The sequence below is a fragment of the Sodalis sp. RH20 genome (genome assembly GCF_047324205.1).
Taxonomy (GTDB): domain Bacteria; phylum Pseudomonadota; class Gammaproteobacteria; order Enterobacterales; family Enterobacteriaceae; genus Acerihabitans.
The window spans coordinates 5,273,615-5,293,211 of the sequence record NZ_CP178733.1; the positions used below are offsets into that span (position 1 = coordinate 5,273,615).

The following is a 19,597-nucleotide window of genomic DNA, read 5'->3' on the forward strand; positions in this document are numbered from 1 at the left end:
CTATAACTAATTGCATCCGTTTTACCCGGCCTCGCGTTGGCGGAATGGCAGGTAAAGATCGGGTTAGCCGGCGCGGAAACGGCGCCGCTGGCGGGCGGGGGATTTAACGTGGATGCCCTGATCCTGTTGTTTGCGCGCATAGGCGGTTATGCTGTGACATGTATTTTGTCTGCTCGGGACCATTATGGATAAGCATCTGCAAAAACCAAAAATTCATAAAGTTGAAACCGTGGCGCGCTCCCGATTGTTTAATGTAGAAACCGTCGACCTCGAGTTCAGCAATGGGGCGCGGCGGATTTATGAAAGGATGCAGCCGTCCGATCGGGAGGCGGTGATGATCGTACCGATAATCGATGATCATCTGGTGTTGATCCGTGAGTATGCGGTGGGCATTGAGGATTATGAGCTGGGGTTTCCCAAGGGGCTGATTGATCCCGGCGAGGAGATCCTGGAAGCGGCGAACCGGGAACTGATGGAAGAGGTGGGTTTCGGCGCGCGGCGCATGGATATTTTAACCAAGCTGACCATGGCGCCGTCCTATTTTTCCAGCAAAATGAATATCGTGGTGGCGCGGGATCTGTATGCGCAGCAGCGCGAGGGCGATGAGCCCGAACCGTTGCCGCAGGTGCGCTGGCCCATCGATCGCATGATGGAGTTGCTTAATGAGCCGGATTTTCGCGAGGCGCGTAACGTCAGCGCGCTGTTTCTGGCCCATGCGTGGCTGGTGCGGAAATAAAACAACCGGAGTCCGGTTATCCCTTTGGATGCCTGCTTTGAGTGCGGAGTTGGCGGGCATACCGCGCCATGGGGCGCTCGGTCGGGCGGGAAAACCACGCCCGATTCGACCCCATTGGCACGCTCTCCCTTAACACGTCTGCTTTGAGTGCGGTGTTGGCGGGCATACCGCGCCATGGGGCGCTCGGTCGGGCGGGAAAACCACGCCCGATTCGACCCCATTGGCACGCTCTCCCTTAACACGTCTGCTTTGAGTGCGGTGTTGGCGGGCATACCGCGCCATGGGGCGCTCGGTCGGGCGGGAAAACCACGCCCGATTCGACCCCATTGGCACGCTCTCCCTTGACACGTCTGCTTTGGGCGCGGTGTTGGCGGGCCTGCCGTGCCATGGGGCGCTCGGTCGGGCGGGAAAACCACGCCCGATTCGACCCCATTGGCACGCTCTCCCTTGACATGTCTGCTTTGAGTGCGGTGTTGGCGGGCATACCGCGCCATGGGGCGCTCGGTCGGGCGGGAAAACCACGCCCGATTCGACCCCATTGGCACGCTCTCCCTTAACACGTCTGCTTTGGGCGCGGTGTTGGCGGGCCTGCCGTGCCATGAGGCGCTCGGTCGGGCGGGAAAACCACGCCCGATTCGACCCCATTGGCACGCTCTCCCTTGACATGTCTGCTTTGAGTGCGGTGTTGGCGGGCCTGCCGTGGCAGGCCGCCGCATTAGAACAGTTCGTGCGATTCGCCGCCGTTATCCGTCACCACGGTACCCACCTCGTGCACCACCCGGTCCCTCGGCTGCGTACCGTCGATAAAGTATTCCTCGCGACTGTTGCCGCCGCCGTCGGAGAGTTTGCCGCTGCTCTTATCGATGCTGACGGTGACGATGCCCGGCGGGGGCGTGACTTTTTGCTCCGGTATTCCTTCCAGCGCGACCTTCATAAAATCATCCCAGGCCGGCTGGGCGCTTTTGGCACCGCCTTCGCCGCCGGAAATCTGATCGCTGATGGCGCCGGACGCCGTGGCCCGGCCCAGGTTGCGGCGATGATCGTCGAAGCCAATCCATACGGTGGTGACGGTTTGCGGGCCGTAGCCTGAGAACCAGGCATCCTTGGAATCGTTGGTGGTACCGGTCTTGCCGCCGATATCATGGCGCTTCAAGTCCTTGCCCGCGCGCCAGCCGGTGCCCATCCAGCCGGGTTCGCCAAAGATGTTGCTGTTAAGCGCGTCGTGGATCAGGAACGCCAGCGGCGTACTGATGACGTGCGGCGCATAAAGCTGGCTGCCGTCAGCGGCCTGTTGCGCCGGGGAAACGGTTTCCAGGCGGGGCATCGGCACGGCGGCGTTATTATCGGGTTGGCGCGACACGGCGACGTTTTCCATGCTGTCATCGGACAGGACGGCGGATTTGTTGGTGTCGCCGTAGATTACCGGCAGGTTGCAGGTGTCGCAGACCACTTTGGGCTTGGCTGCAAACAGAACATGGCCGGCTTCGTCCTCGATGCGGGTAATCAGGTAGGGGTCGACCAGATAACCGCCGTTGGAGAGCACCGAGTACCCGCGCACCATCTGCAGCGGAGTAAACGACGCCGAGCCTAGCGCCAGCGATTCGGTATGCACGATATTCTGCGCGGGAAAACCAAAGCGCAGCAGGTATTCCGCGGCATAATCCACGCCCATGGCGCGCATGGCGCGCACCATCATCACGTTTTTCGATTGCCCCAGCCCCTGGCGCAGGCGGATGGGGCCGTCATAGGTCGGAGGCGAGTTTTTCGGCCGCCAGTCGGCGCCGGCGCCGGCGTCCCAACGGGAAATGGGCACGTCGTTAAGGATGGTGGCCAGGGTCAGCCCTTTATCCATGGCGGCGGTATACAGGAACGGCTTGATATTCGACCCGACCTGCCGCAGCGATTGGGTGACGCGGTTGAATTTGCTCTGGTTGAAATCGAACCCTCCCACCAACGCCTTGACCGCGCCGTCCTGCGGATTGAGGGACACCAGCGCCGAGTTGACGTCGGGCACCTGCGCCAGCCACCAGATATCGCCGACCTTGCGCACCCAAATTTGCTCGCCCGGCTTGACGACGTCCGAAACCTTGCGCGGCAGAGGGCCTTGCAGCGTATCGGTTTTAAACGCTCGCGCCCAACGCACCCCTGCCATCGGCAGGGCGACGCTGCTGCCGTCCGCCATTACGGCGGTGGCCTGTTCGGCGTCGGCCTGCGTTACCACCGCCGGGAACAGCGGTCCGTAAACCGGCAGCGTTTTTAAAGTATCGACGATATGCTTCTGGTCCCAGGCCATTTCACCCACCTTCCACAGCACGTTGCTCGGTCCGCGGTAGCCGTGGCGGATATCGTAATCGAGCACGTTGTTGCGCACGGCGTCCTGCGCCGCCAGCTGTAGTTTTTTGGTGATGGTGGTGTAGACCTTATAACCATCGGTATAGGCATTTTCCCCGTAGCGTTTCATCATGTCCTGACGCACCATTTCAGAGACATAAGGCGCCGAAAACGCCATTTGCGGCACGTGATAATTCGCCACCAGATCGCTGTTGCGGGCCTGTTCGAACTGTTCGCGCGTAATGAAGTTTTCATCCAGCATGCGCGACAGCACGAAATTACGCCGCGCCAGCGCCCGATCGTGGGAATAAAGCGGATTGAAGGTCGAGGGCGCTTTCGGCAGGCCGGCAATGACCGCCATCTCGCTCAGGGTCAGCTGGTCGACATTCTTGCCAAAATACACCTGCGCCGCCGCGCCGACGCCATAGGCGCGGTAACCCAGATAAATCTTGTTGAGATACAGCTCGATGATTTCATCTTTCGTCAGCAGCTGCTCGATACGGATGGCCAGGAAAGCTTCTTTGATTTTGCGAATCAACGTCCGCTCTGGGCTGAGGAAGAAATTGCGCGCCAGCTGCTGCGTGATGGTGCTGGCGCCCTGGGACGCATGGCCGGACATCAGCGCGATGGAGGCGGCGCGCATGATGCCCACCGGGTCAACCCCATGGTGCTCATAGAAGCGGCTGTCTTCCGTGGCCACGAACGCGTGGACCAGTTCCGGCGGTATTTGCTGCAGCTTCAGGGGGATACGGCGTTTTTCCCCAAACTGCGCTATCAGCTCACCGTCCGCGCTATAGACCTGCATCGGGGTCTGCAGCCGAATGTCTTTCAGGGTGGCGACGTCAGGCAACTGCGGCTCGATATATTTGTACATGCCAAATATCGAGGCGGCTCCCAACAGAATGCAACACACTGCAAAGATTAAAAAATATTTTACGAACTTCACCTGAGATTTCCCATTTCATGTCATTTGGGCAGTTTATAAACAACCGCGCGCTAGTATAAAGGTAAGCCAGCACGTTGGATACGTACTTTTAATGACGGACGATAACGAATGAGAAGGAGCTCGGCAAACATGGAATTTTGCACCTGGCAAGTGGGATTGGCGTTTGAAAACGGCACCGCGCGGGCGCTGGCGGTGCAGCGGCGGCGCCAGGGCTGGCAGCTTCGCCATTGGTGGCAGCAGCCCATGCCGGAGGGGGCTGAGGGCACGCCGTCCGCCGCCCTGGAGCAACTGTTGGCGGTGTGGCGCAGGCAACTGCCCGGACGCATTTCGTTACGAGTTTGTTTGCCGTCAACCGAGTTTCTGCACCGGCGCATGGCCGCGCCGGACCATCGCCTCGGCGAGCCGGAACGGGAGTGGTATATCACCGCGCAGGCCCGCCGCCATTTCCCCGCCGGCCGTGAAAAGCTGCTGCTCGATTACCGTGACGATCCGCAGGCGCCCGGCACGCTGCTGGTGACCGCAGCCCGGCAGGAGGCCGTGGCGCGGTGGCTATCCTGTCTGGAGCGCGCCGGTCTGGCTCCGCAAGTGCTGGATATCGCGCCCAGCGCCCTGCGCTGCATGGCAAGCGCCGCGGGCCTGGCGCGGGACCGGCTGCTGATCCACGCTGCGCGCACGGGATGGCACTGGGTCTCGCCGCTGGCGCGTCCCCTGGAATTCGGCGTTATCGCCACCGGCGAGGCCGCGGCGCTGCCGGCGGCGCGCGGACTCATCCACCAGCGCTATCCTGATGCCTGCGGCAGGGGCGAGCCGGTCTATATCAGCAGCGACGCCATCTGCCCGCCGCAGACGGATGCCCTGCAATGGTCGCCATTTGCCGCCCTGTGGCAGGCGCATCCCCCGCTACCGGCGTGGCCGGCGGCATTCGCCATCGCGGGCGGGCTGGCCGTGCGCCGCGGCGATGAATAATGTATCAGGTCAACTTGCTGCCGTGGCGGCGCCAACGCCGGCGGCGGCGCGCAAGAATCATGTCCCTGGCGCTGGCGGTCGAACTGCTGCTGGCCTCCGGTCTGCTGGGCCTGCAGGCGCGGCGCGGCCATGAACAGCTCGCCGAGCTTGGCGCACTGCTCTCACAGTGGCAACAGCGCGAAAAACAAATCCGCGGGCAGCGGCAGCGGATGGAGCGTCTGCTGGAACGGCGGCAAGAGCTGGAAAACAAGCTGCGCGGCCGGCGCCGGGCCAACGCCGGCAACCAGCGCTACCGGCAGCTGTGGGATCAACTGCCGGGCCTGCTGCCGCCGGGATTGTGGTTAACCCGGCTGCGGCTGTGCGGCACAGAAGTACATATAAGCGGCTGCAGCGAGCGCTATGTGCATATCCGCACGGCGGACCGCCTGCTTTCCCGGCATCCTCGGTTCGCTTCCATACGCTGGCGACGAATCGAACAACAGGAAAACGGCCGCTTCAGCTTTGAGTTACAGGCGGCGTGGCCCGCCGGGGCGGCGGACGATGCCGGACGCTGAGGGCGGGTTCGGCCGCTGGATGGAGCGCCCCTGGCGCGCGCTGGCCCTGGCGCAGATCATCGTGGGCGTTTACGTCGCGCTGGGGATTTTGCTGGTCGTGCGCCCTGGACAGGACGCGGCGGAGTTGCTGCGCCAGGATATCGGCCATTGCAAAACCGTGGTGGCTGGGCAGGAACGGGCGCAGGCCGGCTTACCCGCTCCGGAACGCCTGAAAGCCGATATCCTGCGCTTACGCCGCCCCGTCGACGCCGGCGAAAAAATGCGCGGGGATCCGGCCGCCTTGGCCGCCGTTATCCCTCCGGGCCGGGGGAAGAACCTCACCTGGCGGGCGCTTGGCGCCGCCGGCGACCGGCAGCACGTTTTCGAACGCTGGCAACTGGTGGTAACCACGGACTATGCGCAACTGCGGCGCATGCTGCGCCATCTCTGCGACCTGCGGGGGGCACTCCCCCTGGAAACCCTTACCGTCAGGCGCCGGGGCGGGTTGCTGGAGGCGGAGCTTATCCTGTCTGCCGCGCCCGGGACGGAAACGAAAAACGGGCGGCGGGAAAAGGCGCCGGGGGAGGCGGGGGACGATGACGAGGAGGCCGGTAACGACGGGGCCACGGCGGTAGATTACCGGGAGACGGCGTCCAGCCCGGGTTTGGCGGCGGAGGACCAGGAGAGGAGAGAGGCAACGGACGATGAACGGCCGCAGGAGCGCGATCCTTTTCAACCGGCGCCGCACGTTCAGCCGGGTCACGCCGGTCGGCCTGCCGCGGACGGCCGGATCGATCGGATAAAAGGGAAGGTGGGCGCGGGAGAGCGCTGGTTATTCTGGACCGTTGACGATCAGGGGCGCTGGCGCCGGTGCGGAACAACACGCACTGCGGCCAGGAAAGATCAGGAAGATCAGAAAGATCAGGAGGATCATAATGGAGTCACCCGATAAAAAGGACGAGGCACAATGAAAGGACACGCGCGGATGGTGGGGTTGATCTTGTGTTTGCTGACGGTTGGATGGCGGGACGTCGCGCTGGCCGGACGGACGGCGGGCGGCGACGGCAAACCGGTGACGCTGGTATTTGACGACGCGCCGATACCGCAGGTGCTGCGCGCCCTGGCGGAACATCAGCGCCTGAATCTGGTTATTGCCCCGGACATCAAAGGCAATATCAGCCTTAATCTGCACAATGTGTCCTGGCTACAGGCGGTGGATCTGATCGCGCGCACCGGCCGCCTGCGCCTGGAGCGCCAGGATGACGCGCTGATGGTGTTCCCCGCGCGGCGGGGCGAGGCGGACGGGCCGCCGGGTGAAACTCCTTTGCGCAACCAGTTGGTGACGCTGGAGCACGCCGATGCCGGCGAGGTGGCGAAAAGCATCGGCTCGATGCGCGGCGCCCTGATGTCCCCGCGTGGCAGCGTGATGCTGGATAAACGCACTAATTCCCTGGTGCTGCGCGATACCGACGCGGCATTATCTGCGCTTACCGGCTGGATAAAAATCTGGGATCTGCCGCTGGAGCAAGTGATGATCACCGCCCATATCGTTACCATCAGCCGGGATAACCTGCGGGAAATCGGGGTAAAGTGGCAGCAAGGCGGCGGCACATCGCCTTGCGCCACGCGCCTGGGGGTCGATCTGCCCCTGAGTGAGCATTACGCCAGCATGGGGTTTCGCCTGGCGCGCCTCAGCGGCCGGCTGCTTGAACTGGAACTGACCGCGCTGGAGCAGGAAAACAAAGTGGATATCCTGGCCAGCCCCCGCCTCTATACCGCGCATCAGCAAACCGCCAGCATCAAGCAGGGCACCGAGATTCCGTACCAGGTGGCGAACGGTAAAAATAAATCACCGGCCATTCAGTTCAAAGAGGCGGTACTGAGCATGGAAGTCACCCCTAAAATACTGCGCAACGGCAAAGTAACCCTCAATTTGCGCCTGAGCCAGAACGTGCCGGGGCGGGTAATCAAACAAGGGGAAAATGAGAGTGTTTCCATCGATATGGAGGAAATCAAGACCCAGGTGACCATTGCTGACGGCGAAACCATTGTTTTAGGAGGTATTTTTCAACATCAAAAACATCAAACCCATGATAGGGTACCGCTTTTAGCGGAGATTCCGCTGCTCGGCCAGCTGTTCAAACGCCAGCGTGCGCACTATAAACAGCGTGAACTGGTTATTTTTATTACGCCGACCCGCATAACGGGGTAAACTTGATTGCCTCAATTTGGGCAAAATTGCGGTTTTAGCAACAAATTATGCGTTTTTTTCGCGTTCGATTTGACGCTGTGCACAATTTCGCTTACAAGGGTAACCCATTGAGCATCGCTGTTTTTGCGTCACCTGTAATTACGATAGAGATATCGGAATTCCTCCTTGCGGTGTGAGCATCGATTTAATCGGTTGCCAAACTACCCCGAGTGTTGAGATAATTTTTCGTCTGATTCTCGCACTATCGCTCATGAGGTTTCAGTTTAGGTCCCGCCGCTGATTTGATTGGCGGGGCGGGTTGTCATTAACGAATAATCTTAGTAATACCGAAAAACATGGCAGAGAAACGCAATATCTTTCTGGTTGGGCCTATGGGTGCCGGCAAAAGCACTATTGGGCGTCAGTTGGCTCAACAACTTAATATGGAGTTTTTCGATTCTGATCAAGAGATTGAGCGACGCACCGGAGCTGATGTAGGCTGGGTATTCGACGTGGAAGGCGAAGACGGCTTCCGCGATCGTGAAGAAAAAGTCATTAACGAACTTACCGAGAAACAAGGGATCGTATTGGCTACAGGTGGTGGTTCAGTAAAGTCACGTGAAACACGTAACCGCCTTTCTGCCCGTGGTGTGGTCGTTTATCTTGAGACCACCATTGAAAAACAGCTGGCCAGAACCCAGCGTGATAAAAAACGACCCTTGCTACAGGTTGAAGCCCCGCCGCGTGAAGTACTGGAAGCGCTGGCCCGGGAACGCAACCCTTTGTATGAAGAAATTGCGGATGTCACCATCCGTACCGACGAACAAAGTGCTAAAGTTGTCGCCAACCAGATTATCAATATGCTGGAAAGCAACTGATTTAGTGTGTAACGAGATGCCGAAAAGGTCTTAAGCACCCCATGGAGAGGATTACGGTAACATTAGGGGAGCGCAGCTACCCGATTACGATAGCGGCCGGGTTATTCAACGACCCGGCTTCTTTCATGCCGCTTAAAAGCGGCGATCACGTGATGGTGGTGACCAACGAAACGCTGGCGCCGCTTTACCTGCACTCTGTCCGCACGGTGCTGGAAAGCGCCGGGGTCATCGTCGACCAGGTCATTCTGCCCGACGGCGAGCAATACAAATCCCTGGCCGTATTGGATCAGGTTTTCACCGCGCTGCTGAAAAAACCCCATGGCCGCGATACCACGCTTATTGCGCTTGGCGGCGGCGTCATCGGCGATCTGACCGGCTTTGCCGCCGCCAGTTATCAGCGCGGCGTGCGCTTTATCCAGGTTCCCACTACGCTGCTTTCCCAGGTCGATTCATCGGTGGGCGGTAAAACGGCGGTTAACCACCCTCTCGGTAAGAACATGATCGGCGCGTTTTACCAGCCGGCATCCGTAGTTATCGATCTCGACTGCCTTAAAACCCTGCCGGCGCGCGAATTGTCCTCAGGACTGGCCGAAGTCATCAAATACGGCATCATTCTGGACGAGGCTTTTTTTGGCTGGCTGGAAAATCATCTTGACGACGTGCTGGCGCTTGAGCCCGACGCGTTGTCCTATTGCCTGCGGCGCTGCTGCGAACTGAAAGCGGCGGTGGTCGCCGCGGATGAACGTGAAAATGGTCAGCGGGCTTTGCTCAATTTAGGCCATACTTATGGGCATGCCATCGAAACCCATATGGGCTACGGCGTCTGGCTGCACGGCGAGGCCGTGTCGGCGGGCATCATGATGGCGGCGCATACCGCCCGTCGTTTAGGGCAGTTCAGTATGGATGAGATTGATCGCGTGCAGGCGTTGTTGACGCGCGCGGGCTTGCCGGTGGCCGGACCGAAAGAAATGGCCCCGGCGGATTACCTGCCCCATATGATGCGGGATAAAAAAGTGGTTTCCGGTCAATTACGGTTAGTGCTGCCGCGCTCAATAGGCCAGGCGGAAGTGCGTACCGGTGTAGCAAATGATATCGTATTGGCATCAATCGCCGATTGCCAGGCTTGAGTCAGGGCCGTTCCCCTTATCCCGCGAGCGGGAAAGGGGGGATGAGTTTGATTTAATCGCATTAACCCTCCCCACGACCCCCGGGCCGTGCGGAAATTATCTCTCAGTTGGAGAGTTTTAGATGGATGAGTTCAAGTCGGAAGACGAACTGAGACCCGATAGCAGCGATCGCCGCCCACCCCGTCAACGGAAAGGTCCTTCAGTTCCCAAAGTGGCCATGTCCAAACAGCATCTGATGATAGGCATTGGCATCCTGGTGCTGCTGCTATTGGTTATTGCCATCGGTTCGGCGTTAAAGGCGCCTACCCAGATGGACGCTAACCAGCAAAATCCGAACGTGGCGGAAAAGAGCATCGAACTGCCCGGTACGGCAAATACCGCGACCAACGATCTCAAACCCGTGCCGGACAGCGCCAACCCCGACGTCAATAGCCCAGGCAGTACGCCCGCGGCCAACGGCACCGTAAACGGCGGCAACGGCAATACCGCCGGTACGGTGAACGGCAGCAACGGCACCGCCCAGCAGCCGCAGACGCTCAACGCGCCGCCGGTTGCCGCCGCGCCGACCCAGGCGCCGCCGTCAGCCGACGGCAATCCGCAGCACCGCATCGATCTGCCGGGCAATATGGCGGACGCGCTGTCACAGCAAGGGGATCGGGTTAACGGCGTGACCCAGCAAGTCAACGGCGACCAGCCGGCCTCGACGCTGCCGACCGCACCGGCCACGGTGGCCCCGGCGGGCAGGGAACCTGCCGCCAAGGCGACCAAACCCGCGTCCGCCGCGCATAAAGCGCCGAAGACGACCGCCATGGTCCCCAGCGCCAAAAATTCGGCGCCAACGCATAACGCCAAGGCGCCCGCCGCCGTCCAGCGTGCGCCGGCCGTGGCCGCGCCGCAGCCCACGGCAGCACCCACCCGCCATACCATGGTGATTGAACCCGCCACGCGCGCTCCCGCCGCCGCCGCGCAGCGCGCGCCGGCAGCTACAGCGGCACCGGTAGCCACGTCGGCACCAGCCGCCGCGGCCGCCCCCGCCAGTGCCGGTGGTTCAATCCAAACCGCCCCGGCGGGGTATTACACCGTGCAAATCAGCAGCGCTTCCCAGGCCACTACGCTTAACGCCTATGCCAAGAAGCAGCAGTTGGGCCAGTATTGGGTGTATGAGACCCGCCGTGACGGCAAGCCCTGGTATGTGCTGGTGAGCGGGGTCTACCCGACATCAGCCCAGGCCAAAAGCGCGGTGGCGCAATTACCGGCCGATATTCAGGCTAAAAAACCGTGGGCCAGGGAAATTGGCCAGGTCAAGCAGGATCAAAACAAATAAGTTCCTGAATTTAACCTGATGTATGGGTCCTAAACAGAGTACAATCCGCGGCTCTTGAGAGTGTGTGAGTAACAATCGACGGCATGAAGAAGAACCGCGCGTTTTTGAAATGGGCTGGCGGTAAATATCCGCTAATAGAAGATATCCGCCGCCATTTACCCGCGGGGGATTGCCTGATCGAGCCCTTTGTCGGCGCGGGGTCGGTATTTTTGAATACCGACTACGAGAAGTACATCCTTGCTGATATCAATAGCGATCTCATCAATCTGTACAACATCGTCAAAGAACGCACCAGTGAATTTATCGGCGACGCCCGGCTGATGTTTAACGCCGAGACCAATACGTCGCAGGTGTATTATCTGCTGCGCAGCGAATTTAACCTCTGTACCGATGCTTATCGGCGGGCGGTGCTGTTTCTTTATCTCAATCGCCATTGTTATAACGGCCTGTGCCGTTATAACCTGAGCGGCGAGTTCAACGTGCCTTTCGGCCGCTACAAAAAACCCTATTTCCCGGAAAACGAACTCAACTGGTTTGCAGAGAAAGCCCAGCAGGCGGTTTTTGTCTGTGAACATTATCAGCAGACCCTGCATAAAGCGGCGCCGGGATCTGTGGTGTACTGCGATCCGCCGTATGTGCCGTTGTCGACCACGGCCAATTTTACGGCGTACCATACGAATAGTTTCAATAACCTTGAGCAGCAGAACCTGGCGCGGATAGCCTACCGGCTGGCCAGCGAAGCGCAGGTGCCGGTACTGATTTCCAACCATGACACTCTGCTGACGCGGGAGTGGTATTGCGACGCGGTGCTGCATGTGGTGAAAGGCCGGCGCACCATCAGCCGCAATATCCTTGGCCGCATCAAGGTGAACGAGCTGCTGGCGCTGTATGATTATGCTGACCGCTCCGGCGCCATTGACTGACCATTAATGATTGGAGACGCGGATGAAAAATTTTTTAATCGCCCCATCCATCCTTTCGGCGGATTTTGCCCGTCTGGGCGAAGACACCGCCCGGGTATTGGCCGCCGGCGGCGATGTGGTTCACTTCGATGTGATGGATAACCACTACGTACCCAACCTCACCATGGGGCCGATGGTTCTCAAGGCCCTGCGCGACTTCGGCATCACCGCCCCCATCGACGTCCATTTGATGGTCAAGCCCGTCGATCGCCTGATTCCCGATTTTGCCGCCGCAGGCGCCAGTTACATCACTTTTCATCCCGAAGCCTCGGAACATGTCCACCGCTCGCTGCAGCTGATCAAATCCCACGGCTGCAAGGCCGGCCTGGTGCTTAACCCGGCAACGCCGCTCAGTTACCTGGATTATGTCATGGACCAGCTCGATATTATCCTGCTGATGTCGGTTAATCCCGGTTTCGGCGGCCAGTCGTTTATTCCCGGCACTCTCGACAAGCTGCGCCAGGTGCGCCGGCTGATTGACGACAGCGGTCGCGATATTCGCCTGGAAGTGGATGGCGGCGTCAAAGTCGATAATATCGGCGCCATCGCCGCCGCCGGCGCGGATATGTTTGTCGCCGGCTCGGCGATCTTCGGCCATCCCGACTACCGGGCCATTATCGACGCCATGCGTCGCGAGCTGGGCGCCAGCCGTCCTGAGCCGGATAACACCAGACCCGGGGATAGCCGCCTTGAGCGAAAAAACAGCCATGAGTAAGCTTTGCAACATCCGCGGACTGGCCTTCGACCTTGATGGCACCTTAACCGATACCGCCCCGGGGCTCAGCAGCGCGCTCGATCAGGCTCTCCAGGCACAGGGACTTCCGCCCGCGGGGCAGACGCTGATTTCCACCTGGATAGGCAATGGCGCCGACGTTTTAGTCGAACGCGCCCTGATTTGGGCCGGCGCCTCGCCCGAACCCGCGCTGTGCCGCGAGACGCGCGTGCTGTTCGACCAGTTTTACGCCCAGACCGTTGAGCAGGGCAGCCGGCTGTTCCCGCAGGTAAAAGACACGCTGGCCCGTCTGGCCGCCCACGGCCTGCCCATGGCGGTGGTGACCAACAAACCCACGCCTTTTGTCGCGCCGCTGCTGGCATCGCTGGGTATCGACAGCTATTTTTCTCTGCTGATCGGCGGGGATGACGTGGCGGCGAAAAAACCGCACCCGGCGCCCATCTACCTGGTATTGGGCAAACTGGGACTCTATGTTGAGGAACTGCTGTTTGTCGGCGATTCGCGCAATGATATCATTGCGGCCAAAGCCGCCGGCTGCCCCTGCGTCGGCATGACGTACGGTTATAACTATGGCGAAACGATCGAAACGAGCCATCCGGATTATGTCCTGGACCGTTTTGCCGATCTCCTGCCCATCCTTGGGTTGTCATCTACAGATAATCAGGAAGCGTAAAATGAGTAAACCCATCGTATTCAGCGGCGCGCAGCCCTCAGGCGAATTGACCATTGGCAATTATATGGGTGCGCTGCGTCAGTGGGTTACCATGCAGGATGATTACGACTGTATTTATTGCATCGTCGATCTGCATGCCATCACCGCGCGCCAGGATGCGCAGAAACTACGCAACGCCACCCTGGATCTGTTGGCGATGTACCTGGCCTGCGGCATCGACCCGGAAAAAAGCACCATCTTTGTGCAGTCCCATGTGCCGGAACACACGCAACTGGGCTGGCTGCTCAACTGCTACACCTATTTCGGCGAGCTGAGCCGCATGACCCAGTTCAAGGACAAATCGGCCCGTTACGCCGATAACATTAACGCCGGCCTGTTCGATTATCCGGTGCTGATGGCGGCTGATATCCTGCTCTACCAGACCAACCAGGTGCCGGTGGGCGACGATCAGAAGCAGCATCTGGAGCTGACGCGGGATATCGTCCAGCGTTTTAACGCGCTCTATGGGCCTATCTTTACCTTGCCCGACCCCTTTATTCCCAAATCCGGCGCCCGGGTGATGTCGCTGCTCGATCCGAGCAAAAAAATGTCCAAGTCGGATGACAATCGCAACAACGTGATTACGCTGCTCGAAGATCCAAAATCGGCGGCGAAGAAACTGAAACGCGCCCTGACCGATTCGGAAGAGCCGCCGGTGGTGCGCTACGACCCCGTAGCCAAACCCGGGGTGTCGAACCTGCTCGATATCCTCGCGGGCGTCACCGGCAAATCCATTATTGCCCTGGAACATGAATTCGAGGGCCAGATGTACGGCCACCTGAAAGGGGCGGTGGCGGACGCCGTGTCCGGCATGCTCACCGATCTGCAGGCGCGTTATCGCCATTTTCGCGCGGATGATGCCCTGCTTAACCAGATTATGCGTGACGGCGCGGCCAAGGCGAGCGCGCGCGCGCAGCAGACCCTGCGCCAGGTGTACCAGGCCGTGGGTTTTGTCGCCCGCCCGTAGTTGAGCATTGCTCGCGCCGGCTAAAAACAGCGGCGCTTGGCTAGGCTTGGGCCTTGCGGTGGCTATCAAAGGAAGCTGCGGACAAGGGACGGCGGTTGCGTTAAGCTTGCCGGATGAATCCTTGCGTCCCGTCCTGTAACGAGGTGAACCGTGCCGGAGTGTCCCTTGCAATACATCATCAATGCCCGCCTGCCCCAGCGGGAAGGCCTGTGGCGCATTAGCGTCGAGCAGGGGCGTTTCGCGCGGATCACCGCCGCGCCGGAGACGCCGCCCGCCGACGCCGGGGAGGCGCCGGGAACGCTGGACGCCGGAGGCGGCCTGGTTATTCCGCCCTTTGTCGAGCCGCATATTCATCTCGATACCACCCAGACCGCCGGCGACCCCCACTGGAACCAGTCCGGCACGCTGTTCGAGGGCATTGAACGCTGGGCGGAGCGTAAAGCGCAGCTGACCCACGAGGACGTAAAACGGCGCGCCTGGCAAACGCTTAAATGGCAAATCGCCAACGGCATTCAACACGTGCGTACCCATATCGACGTTTCCGATCCCACGCTGACGGCGCTCAGGGCGATGCTTGAGGTCAAGCGCGAGGCGGCGCCCTGGGTGGACTTGCAACTGGTGGCGTTTCCGCAGGAAGGCATTTTGTCTTATCCGCGCGGCGGGGAACTGCTGGAGGAGGCGTTGCGTCTGGGCGCCGATGTGGTGGGCGCTATCCCGCATTTCGAGTTTACCCGCGAGTACGGCGTGGAGTCGCTGCATACAGCGTTCGCCCTGGCGCTGAAATACGACCGGCTGGTGGACGTGCACTGCGATGAAATCGACGATGAGCAGTCGCGCTTCGTGGAAACCGTCGCGGCGCTGGCGCACCGCGACGGCATGGGCGCGCGCGTAACCGCCAGCCATACCACGGCGATGCATTCCTATAACGGCGCCTATACCGCGCGCCTGTTCCGGCTGCTGAAGCTTTCAGGCATCAATTTTGTCGCCAACCCGCTGGTGAATATCCATTTGCAGGGCCGGTTTGACGATTATCCCAAACGGCGGGGGGTCACGCGGGTCAAGGAGCTGATGGCGGCGGGCATCAATGTCTGTTTCGGCCACGACGATGTGTTTGATCCCTGGTATCCGCTCGGTACCGGCAATATGCTGCAGGTGCTGCATATGGGCCTGCATATCTGCCAGCTGATGGGGTATGAGCAAATTAACCGGGGCCTGGAGCTGATTACCGTTAACAGCGCCCGCGCTATGCACCTTGATGATTACGGTATCCAGGAAGGCAACAGCGCCAATCTGGTGATCCTGCCGGCGGAAAACGGTTTTGACGCGGTGCGCCGGCAAACCGCGCCGCGCTACGTGATCCGCCGGGGCAGGGTGATTGCCCAGACGCTGCCGTCGCAGGCGACGCTGTTTCTCGACGGCCCCGCGGAAAAGGTCGATTTCACGCGGTGACGCTGCTGGTTCAAGCCGTCACGTCGGCCAACTGCCGTTTAATCGTCTCGCCGATTTTTTTGATCGCCGCCTCGATTTCCGCCGTGAGCTGGGTGGCGTAGGTGAGGCGAAAACAATGGCGGTATTTGCCGGAGGCCGAGAAAATCGGTCCTACGGCAATTTGTATTCCCCCTTTTTCCAACTGTCGGTTCAGCCTGAGGGAATCAAAGTGCTCCGGCAGTTCGATCCACATTAAAAATCCTCCCTGGGGCCGGCTGACGCGGGTCTCCGGCGGAAAATAGGTCTTGACCCAGTCGGTCATGATATCGCAGTTAAGCTGGTAGCGGGCGCGCATGCGCCGCAGATGCTTTTGGTAATCGCCCTGGCGCACAAACTCGGCCACCGCCAGCTGGGGTTGCAACGCGGTGGCGCCGGTGCCGATATACTTCATATGAATCACTTTTTCCATATAGCGGCCGGGCACGATCCAGCCGACCCGCAGGCCCGGCGCCAGGGTTTTGGAAAATGAGCTGCACAACAGCACGCGGCCGTCGTCGTCAAAGGATTTAATGGTGTGCGGACGCGGATAACGGTAGGCCAGGTCGCCATAGACATCGTCCTCGATAATCGGCGTATCGTAGCGCGCCGCCAGATTCAGCAGCGCCTGCTTGTGCGCGTCCGGCATAATATAACCCAGTGGATTATTGCAATTGGGCGTGACCTGGATGGCCTTGATCGGCCATTGTTCCAGCGCCAGTTCCAGCGCGTCAAGACTGATGCCGGTCACCGGGTCGGTGGGGATTTCCAGCGCTTTGATGCCGAAGGCCTTCAGCGTCTGGGTCACGCCATGGAAACTGGGCGAATCCACCGCCACGATATCCCCGGGCTGGCATAACGCGTGAATGGCGATCGACAGCGCCTCGTGGCAGCCGGTGGTGATCATGATATCGTCGGGCAGCGCCAGGCAACCGCTGTCCACCAGCAGCCGGGCGATTTGCTCGCGCAGCGCCGGGGCGCCGCTGATATCGCCGTAGGTCATGCCGCGCAGGTCCGGATGCAGGGCGATGCGGCTTAACTGTCTGGTCAGCGGTCTTAACGTGGGCGAACTGATATCCGGCATACCCGGCCCCAGATGCACCATGCCGTCAACCGGATCGGATCGCAGCAGCTTAAGCACCAGATCCCATTGGGATATTTCCACCGGCCGCTGCGCCGGGCGGCACATGGCCGGCAGCGCGGCCGGCTCATGCTGCTGGCTGACAAAATAACCTGATTTCGGCCGCGCCTCGATCAGCCGCCGTTCCTCCAATACCCGGTACGCCTGTTGCACGGTGCTGATACTTACCTCATGCTCCAGGCTCAGGGCGCGCACCGAGGGCAACCGCTGACCGCAGGTATATAGCCCCTGCTCAATACGTTCGCCGATGATACCGGCCAGGTTGTCATAACGCGTCATATCGCCCTCATACAGGTTAAATTTTCTAAGTAAAAAGCAATACAGAATGGACGAAATCTAAGCATTACAGCGCTGATTATTATTATTTGTATGGTGAAAATACCGGATTTCTGAATCTGTACGGTATCAGCATACCGTTGCATGATAGTTCCATCAACCGACGAGGAGGAACCATCATGAAAAACACGTTAAAAATAGGCCGGACCCTTCCCCTGGACGTAAAGCCGCGCCACGCCGTCGGTCAGAATCCGCTGCTTGCGTTCTACCACCGGTTCACCGACTGGCAGCGGCGGCGGCGCAACCGCCTGATCTTAAGCGCCCTGAGTGACGATCAGCTGAAGGATATCGGACTTTCACGCAGCGAAGTCGCGTATCGGGACGAAAAAAAATAAGTTATTGATAAAGGATTTCTATCACAAGGACTGAATGAACCATGACCAATACCATTGCCGAACTAAGCGCCTTTTGCCTGTACGCGTTTGTCACGTCCATCACCCCCGGACCCAATAATGCCATGTTGGCCAGTTCCGGGGTGAATTTCGGTTTTTACCGTACCTTGCCCCATATTTTCGGCGTTAGCTGCGGGCTGTGCTTGATGATACTGGCCATCGGCCTGGGACTGGAGCGGTTGTTCCAGCTCTATCCCATGCTGTTTCCCCTGGTCAGGGTGAGCGGCGCCTGTTACCTGGTCTATCTCGCGTGGCGCATCGCCAACGCCGTGGCGCCGTCGGGCGGCCTGAGCGGCGCGGCCGTGCCGTTGGGCTACTGGGGCGCGGTGGTTTTTCAATGGCTGAATCCCAAAACCTGGCTGATGGCGATAGGCGCCGTCACCGCCTATGCCCCGCTGCAATATCATTTTCGCGATATTGTGCTGATCGCCCTGATTTTTACCCTGATCAACGCTCCCTGCGTCAGCGCCTGGGCGGCCTTCGGCAGCATGTTGAAAAACAGGCTCGGCCAGTCGCACCGGCAGATGATGTTCAATCGCCTGATGGCCGCGACGCTGGTCTTGTCGCTCTATCCACTGCTGGTGCGCTAGTCCCTGCCCGGGCCAGGCATGCGCGTGGCCAGCCGGTTATTCGCCCGCGTGTCCGTGCAGCCTATGGCGGGTGACGAAACCCAGCGACAGGCACAAGACGAACACGGCGAGATACAACGCATTGGCGGTTATGAGCGCGAATTTTACCCCCAGATGCGCGACGATAGGGCCGGTAACCACAAATGTCAGCATGGTGCCGATGGTGCCGCAGGTGAGAATGGTGTTCACCAGTTTGGGAGAGGTCACCCGGGTTTGCTGCGAGCCAAGGGTGATAATGGTGGTATAAATGGCGCTGGAAACAAACCCCAGCCCCAGCAGGTAATAATGCAGATGTTCCCCATGGCCGGAGGTGATAAACAGATACATCAGGACGGCGGACAGCGCGGCCAGCAGGGTAACGATGCGCTGTAAATCCACATGGCGCAGTACCGCGCTGAAAAACCACATGCCGACCATATACGCCGTCCAGAAATTACCCACCAGCCCGCCGGCCTGCTCGATATCCATGCCGAAGCTGTGGGTCGCGTATTCAGGCACCCAGGCGATAAAACCCAGCTGCCCCAGGATATAACACAGCGCGGCGGCCGACAGCAGCAGTACCCCTGCGCCCCATTTTTCCCGGGCCGGCGGCACGGCCAGCGGATCCCCCGCGCGGTCTTTCTTGCCCAGCACCGGAAATTCGCTCAGCAGCGTCAGGACAAAAATGGCCACGTACAGCAGGCCGATACAGGCGTACACCCAATACCAGGTAATATGGCGCGCCAGCAGCACGCCGGCCAGGATGGGGAATACCGCCCCGGCCATACTGAAAAACGAGTCGGTAAACAGCAGGCGCGAACCCCTCTGCCGTCCCGTGTAAAGGTAAGCGATGAGATAAGTGCCGATGGACATGGTAATGCCGCTCACCACGCCCAGGACAAACATCGACAGCGAAAACAGCGCCAGGGTATGCCCGCTCATCAGGCCGGCGATGGCGAGCACCATCAGCGCGAAGCCGAAAATCAGCTGGCGCTTGAGCGGGATAATCTCCATCAGCCAGGCGTTCAGGAAAATCGCCAGCAAAATACCGGAGTTGAGAAAAGTGAAGGTGGCGCTCATGGCCGAAACGGGGACCTGAAAATACGCGGCAATATTGCTTAACACCACGCCGGTGACAATCACCAACGCGCCGGTCAATCCGTACGAAAAAAAACTAATCCACGTTAGCAGCAGTCGATTTTTGTTATTCATCATTGGCCTGTTAAATGTCGACGCCCGACCGGCTTGCC

18 protein-coding genes are annotated in these 19,597 nt (G+C 59.9%); 15 read left to right on the top strand and 3 right to left on the bottom strand.

Going from position 1 to position 19,597, the window contains the following annotated elements:
- Positions 1-184: 184 nt before the first annotated feature.
- On the top strand, positions 185-736 hold the full coding sequence (gene nudE, locus ACL2XM_RS23880; RefSeq protein ID WP_410013231.1) for an ADP compounds hydrolase NudE: 552 nt from the start codon (positions 185-187) through the stop codon (positions 734-736).
- A 715-nt stretch (positions 737-1,451) separates the two neighbouring features.
- On the opposite strand, the gene mrcA is transcribed toward nudE, so the two are convergent.
- Positions 1,452-4,013, bottom strand: coding sequence for a peptidoglycan glycosyltransferase/peptidoglycan DD-transpeptidase MrcA (mrcA, locus tag ACL2XM_RS23885; RefSeq protein ID WP_410013232.1), 2,562 nt, complete (start codon positions 4,011-4,013; stop codon positions 1,452-1,454).
- 129 nt (positions 4,014-4,142) lie between these two features.
- Between mrcA and pilM the strand changes: the two genes are divergently transcribed.
- The 12 genes from pilM to ACL2XM_RS23945 all read left to right on the top strand — a co-directional run bounded on the left by pilM (position 4,143) and on the right by ACL2XM_RS23945 (position 15,855).
- Entirely contained in the window at positions 4,143-4,979 is an 837-nt protein-coding gene (gene pilM / locus ACL2XM_RS23890; RefSeq protein WP_413731735.1) for a pilus assembly protein PilM, read from the top strand.
- Positions 4,979-5,533 (top strand): PilN domain-containing protein, encoded by a 555-nt coding sequence (locus tag ACL2XM_RS23895; protein ID WP_413731737.1) that lies wholly within the window; start codon positions 4,979-4,981, stop codon positions 5,531-5,533. The genes pilM and ACL2XM_RS23895 overlap by 1 nt, the downstream gene beginning before the upstream one ends.
- Complete coding sequence (locus ACL2XM_RS23900) at positions 5,520-6,464, top strand: hypothetical protein (protein ID WP_413731739.1); 945 nt, start codon at positions 5,520-5,522, stop codon at positions 6,462-6,464. Before ACL2XM_RS23895 ends, ACL2XM_RS23900 begins: the two co-directional genes overlap by 14 nt.
- Positions 6,465-6,479: 15 nt before the next feature.
- The gene (gene pilQ, locus ACL2XM_RS23905; RefSeq protein WP_413721574.1) at positions 6,480-7,724 is read left to right on the top strand and encodes a type IV pilus secretin PilQ; all 1,245 of its coding nucleotides are present in this window, start codon (positions 6,480-6,482) and stop codon (positions 7,722-7,724) included.
- A gap of 335 nt (positions 7,725-8,059) precedes the next feature.
- Positions 8,060-8,581, top strand: coding sequence for a shikimate kinase AroK (gene aroK / locus ACL2XM_RS23910; RefSeq protein ID WP_131866394.1), 522 nt, complete (start codon positions 8,060-8,062; stop codon positions 8,579-8,581).
- Between the two features lie 41 nt (positions 8,582-8,622).
- Positions 8,623-9,708 carry a 3-dehydroquinate synthase gene (aroB, locus tag ACL2XM_RS23915; protein WP_413727591.1) on the top strand — a complete coding sequence of 362 codons (1,086 nt, stop codon included), beginning with the start codon at positions 8,623-8,625 and terminating at the stop codon, positions 9,706-9,708.
- 217 nt (positions 9,709-9,925) lie between these two features.
- Positions 9,926-11,032 (top strand): SPOR domain-containing protein, encoded by a 1,107-nt coding sequence (locus ACL2XM_RS23920; RefSeq protein ID WP_410013238.1) that lies wholly within the window; start codon positions 9,926-9,928, stop codon positions 11,030-11,032.
- Positions 11,033-11,115: 83 nt separating this feature from the next.
- A complete protein-coding gene (dam, locus tag ACL2XM_RS23925; protein ID WP_410013239.1) occupies positions 11,116-11,955 on the top strand; it encodes an adenine-specific DNA-methyltransferase in 840 nt (279 codons plus the stop codon).
- A gap of 22 nt (positions 11,956-11,977) precedes the next feature.
- Positions 11,978-12,709, top strand: coding sequence for a ribulose-phosphate 3-epimerase (gene rpe, locus ACL2XM_RS23930; protein WP_410013240.1), 732 nt, complete (start codon positions 11,978-11,980; stop codon positions 12,707-12,709).
- Positions 12,702-13,400 carry a phosphoglycolate phosphatase gene (locus ACL2XM_RS23935; protein WP_410016710.1) on the top strand — a complete coding sequence of 233 codons (699 nt, stop codon included), beginning with the start codon at positions 12,702-12,704 and terminating at the stop codon, positions 13,398-13,400. The genes rpe and ACL2XM_RS23935 overlap by 8 nt, the downstream gene beginning before the upstream one ends.
- Position 13,401: 1 nt before the next feature.
- Positions 13,402-14,406 (top strand): tryptophan--tRNA ligase, encoded by a 1,005-nt coding sequence (gene trpS, locus ACL2XM_RS23940; RefSeq protein WP_410013241.1) that lies wholly within the window; start codon positions 13,402-13,404, stop codon positions 14,404-14,406.
- Positions 14,407-14,571: 165 nt separating this feature from the next.
- Positions 14,572-15,855 (top strand): cytosine deaminase, encoded by a 1,284-nt coding sequence (locus ACL2XM_RS23945; RefSeq protein ID WP_410013247.1) that lies wholly within the window; start codon positions 14,572-14,574, stop codon positions 15,853-15,855.
- Between the two features lie 10 nt (positions 15,856-15,865).
- Here ACL2XM_RS23945 and ACL2XM_RS23950 read toward each other — a convergent pair whose 3' ends face one another.
- On the bottom strand, positions 15,866-17,290 hold the full coding sequence (locus ACL2XM_RS23950) for a PLP-dependent aminotransferase family protein (RefSeq protein WP_413727595.1): 1,425 nt from the start codon (positions 17,288-17,290) through the stop codon (positions 15,866-15,868).
- Between the two features lie 176 nt (positions 17,291-17,466).
- On the opposite strand from ACL2XM_RS23950, the gene ACL2XM_RS23955 reads away from it, so the two are divergent.
- Positions 17,467-17,682 carry a DUF1127 domain-containing protein gene (locus ACL2XM_RS23955; RefSeq protein WP_413721568.1) on the top strand — a complete coding sequence of 72 codons (216 nt, stop codon included), beginning with the start codon at positions 17,467-17,469 and terminating at the stop codon, positions 17,680-17,682.
- A gap of 41 nt (positions 17,683-17,723) precedes the next feature.
- Positions 17,724-18,329 (top strand): LysE family translocator, encoded by a 606-nt coding sequence (locus ACL2XM_RS23960; protein ID WP_410013250.1) that lies wholly within the window; start codon positions 17,724-17,726, stop codon positions 18,327-18,329.
- A gap of 36 nt (positions 18,330-18,365) precedes the next feature.
- Here the strand turns inward: ACL2XM_RS23960 and tsgA are convergent, their stop codons facing one another.
- On the bottom strand, positions 18,366-19,559 hold the full coding sequence (gene tsgA / locus ACL2XM_RS23965) for an MFS transporter TsgA (RefSeq protein WP_413723505.1): 1,194 nt from the start codon (positions 19,557-19,559) through the stop codon (positions 18,366-18,368).
- Positions 19,560-19,597: the final 38 nt, after the last annotated feature.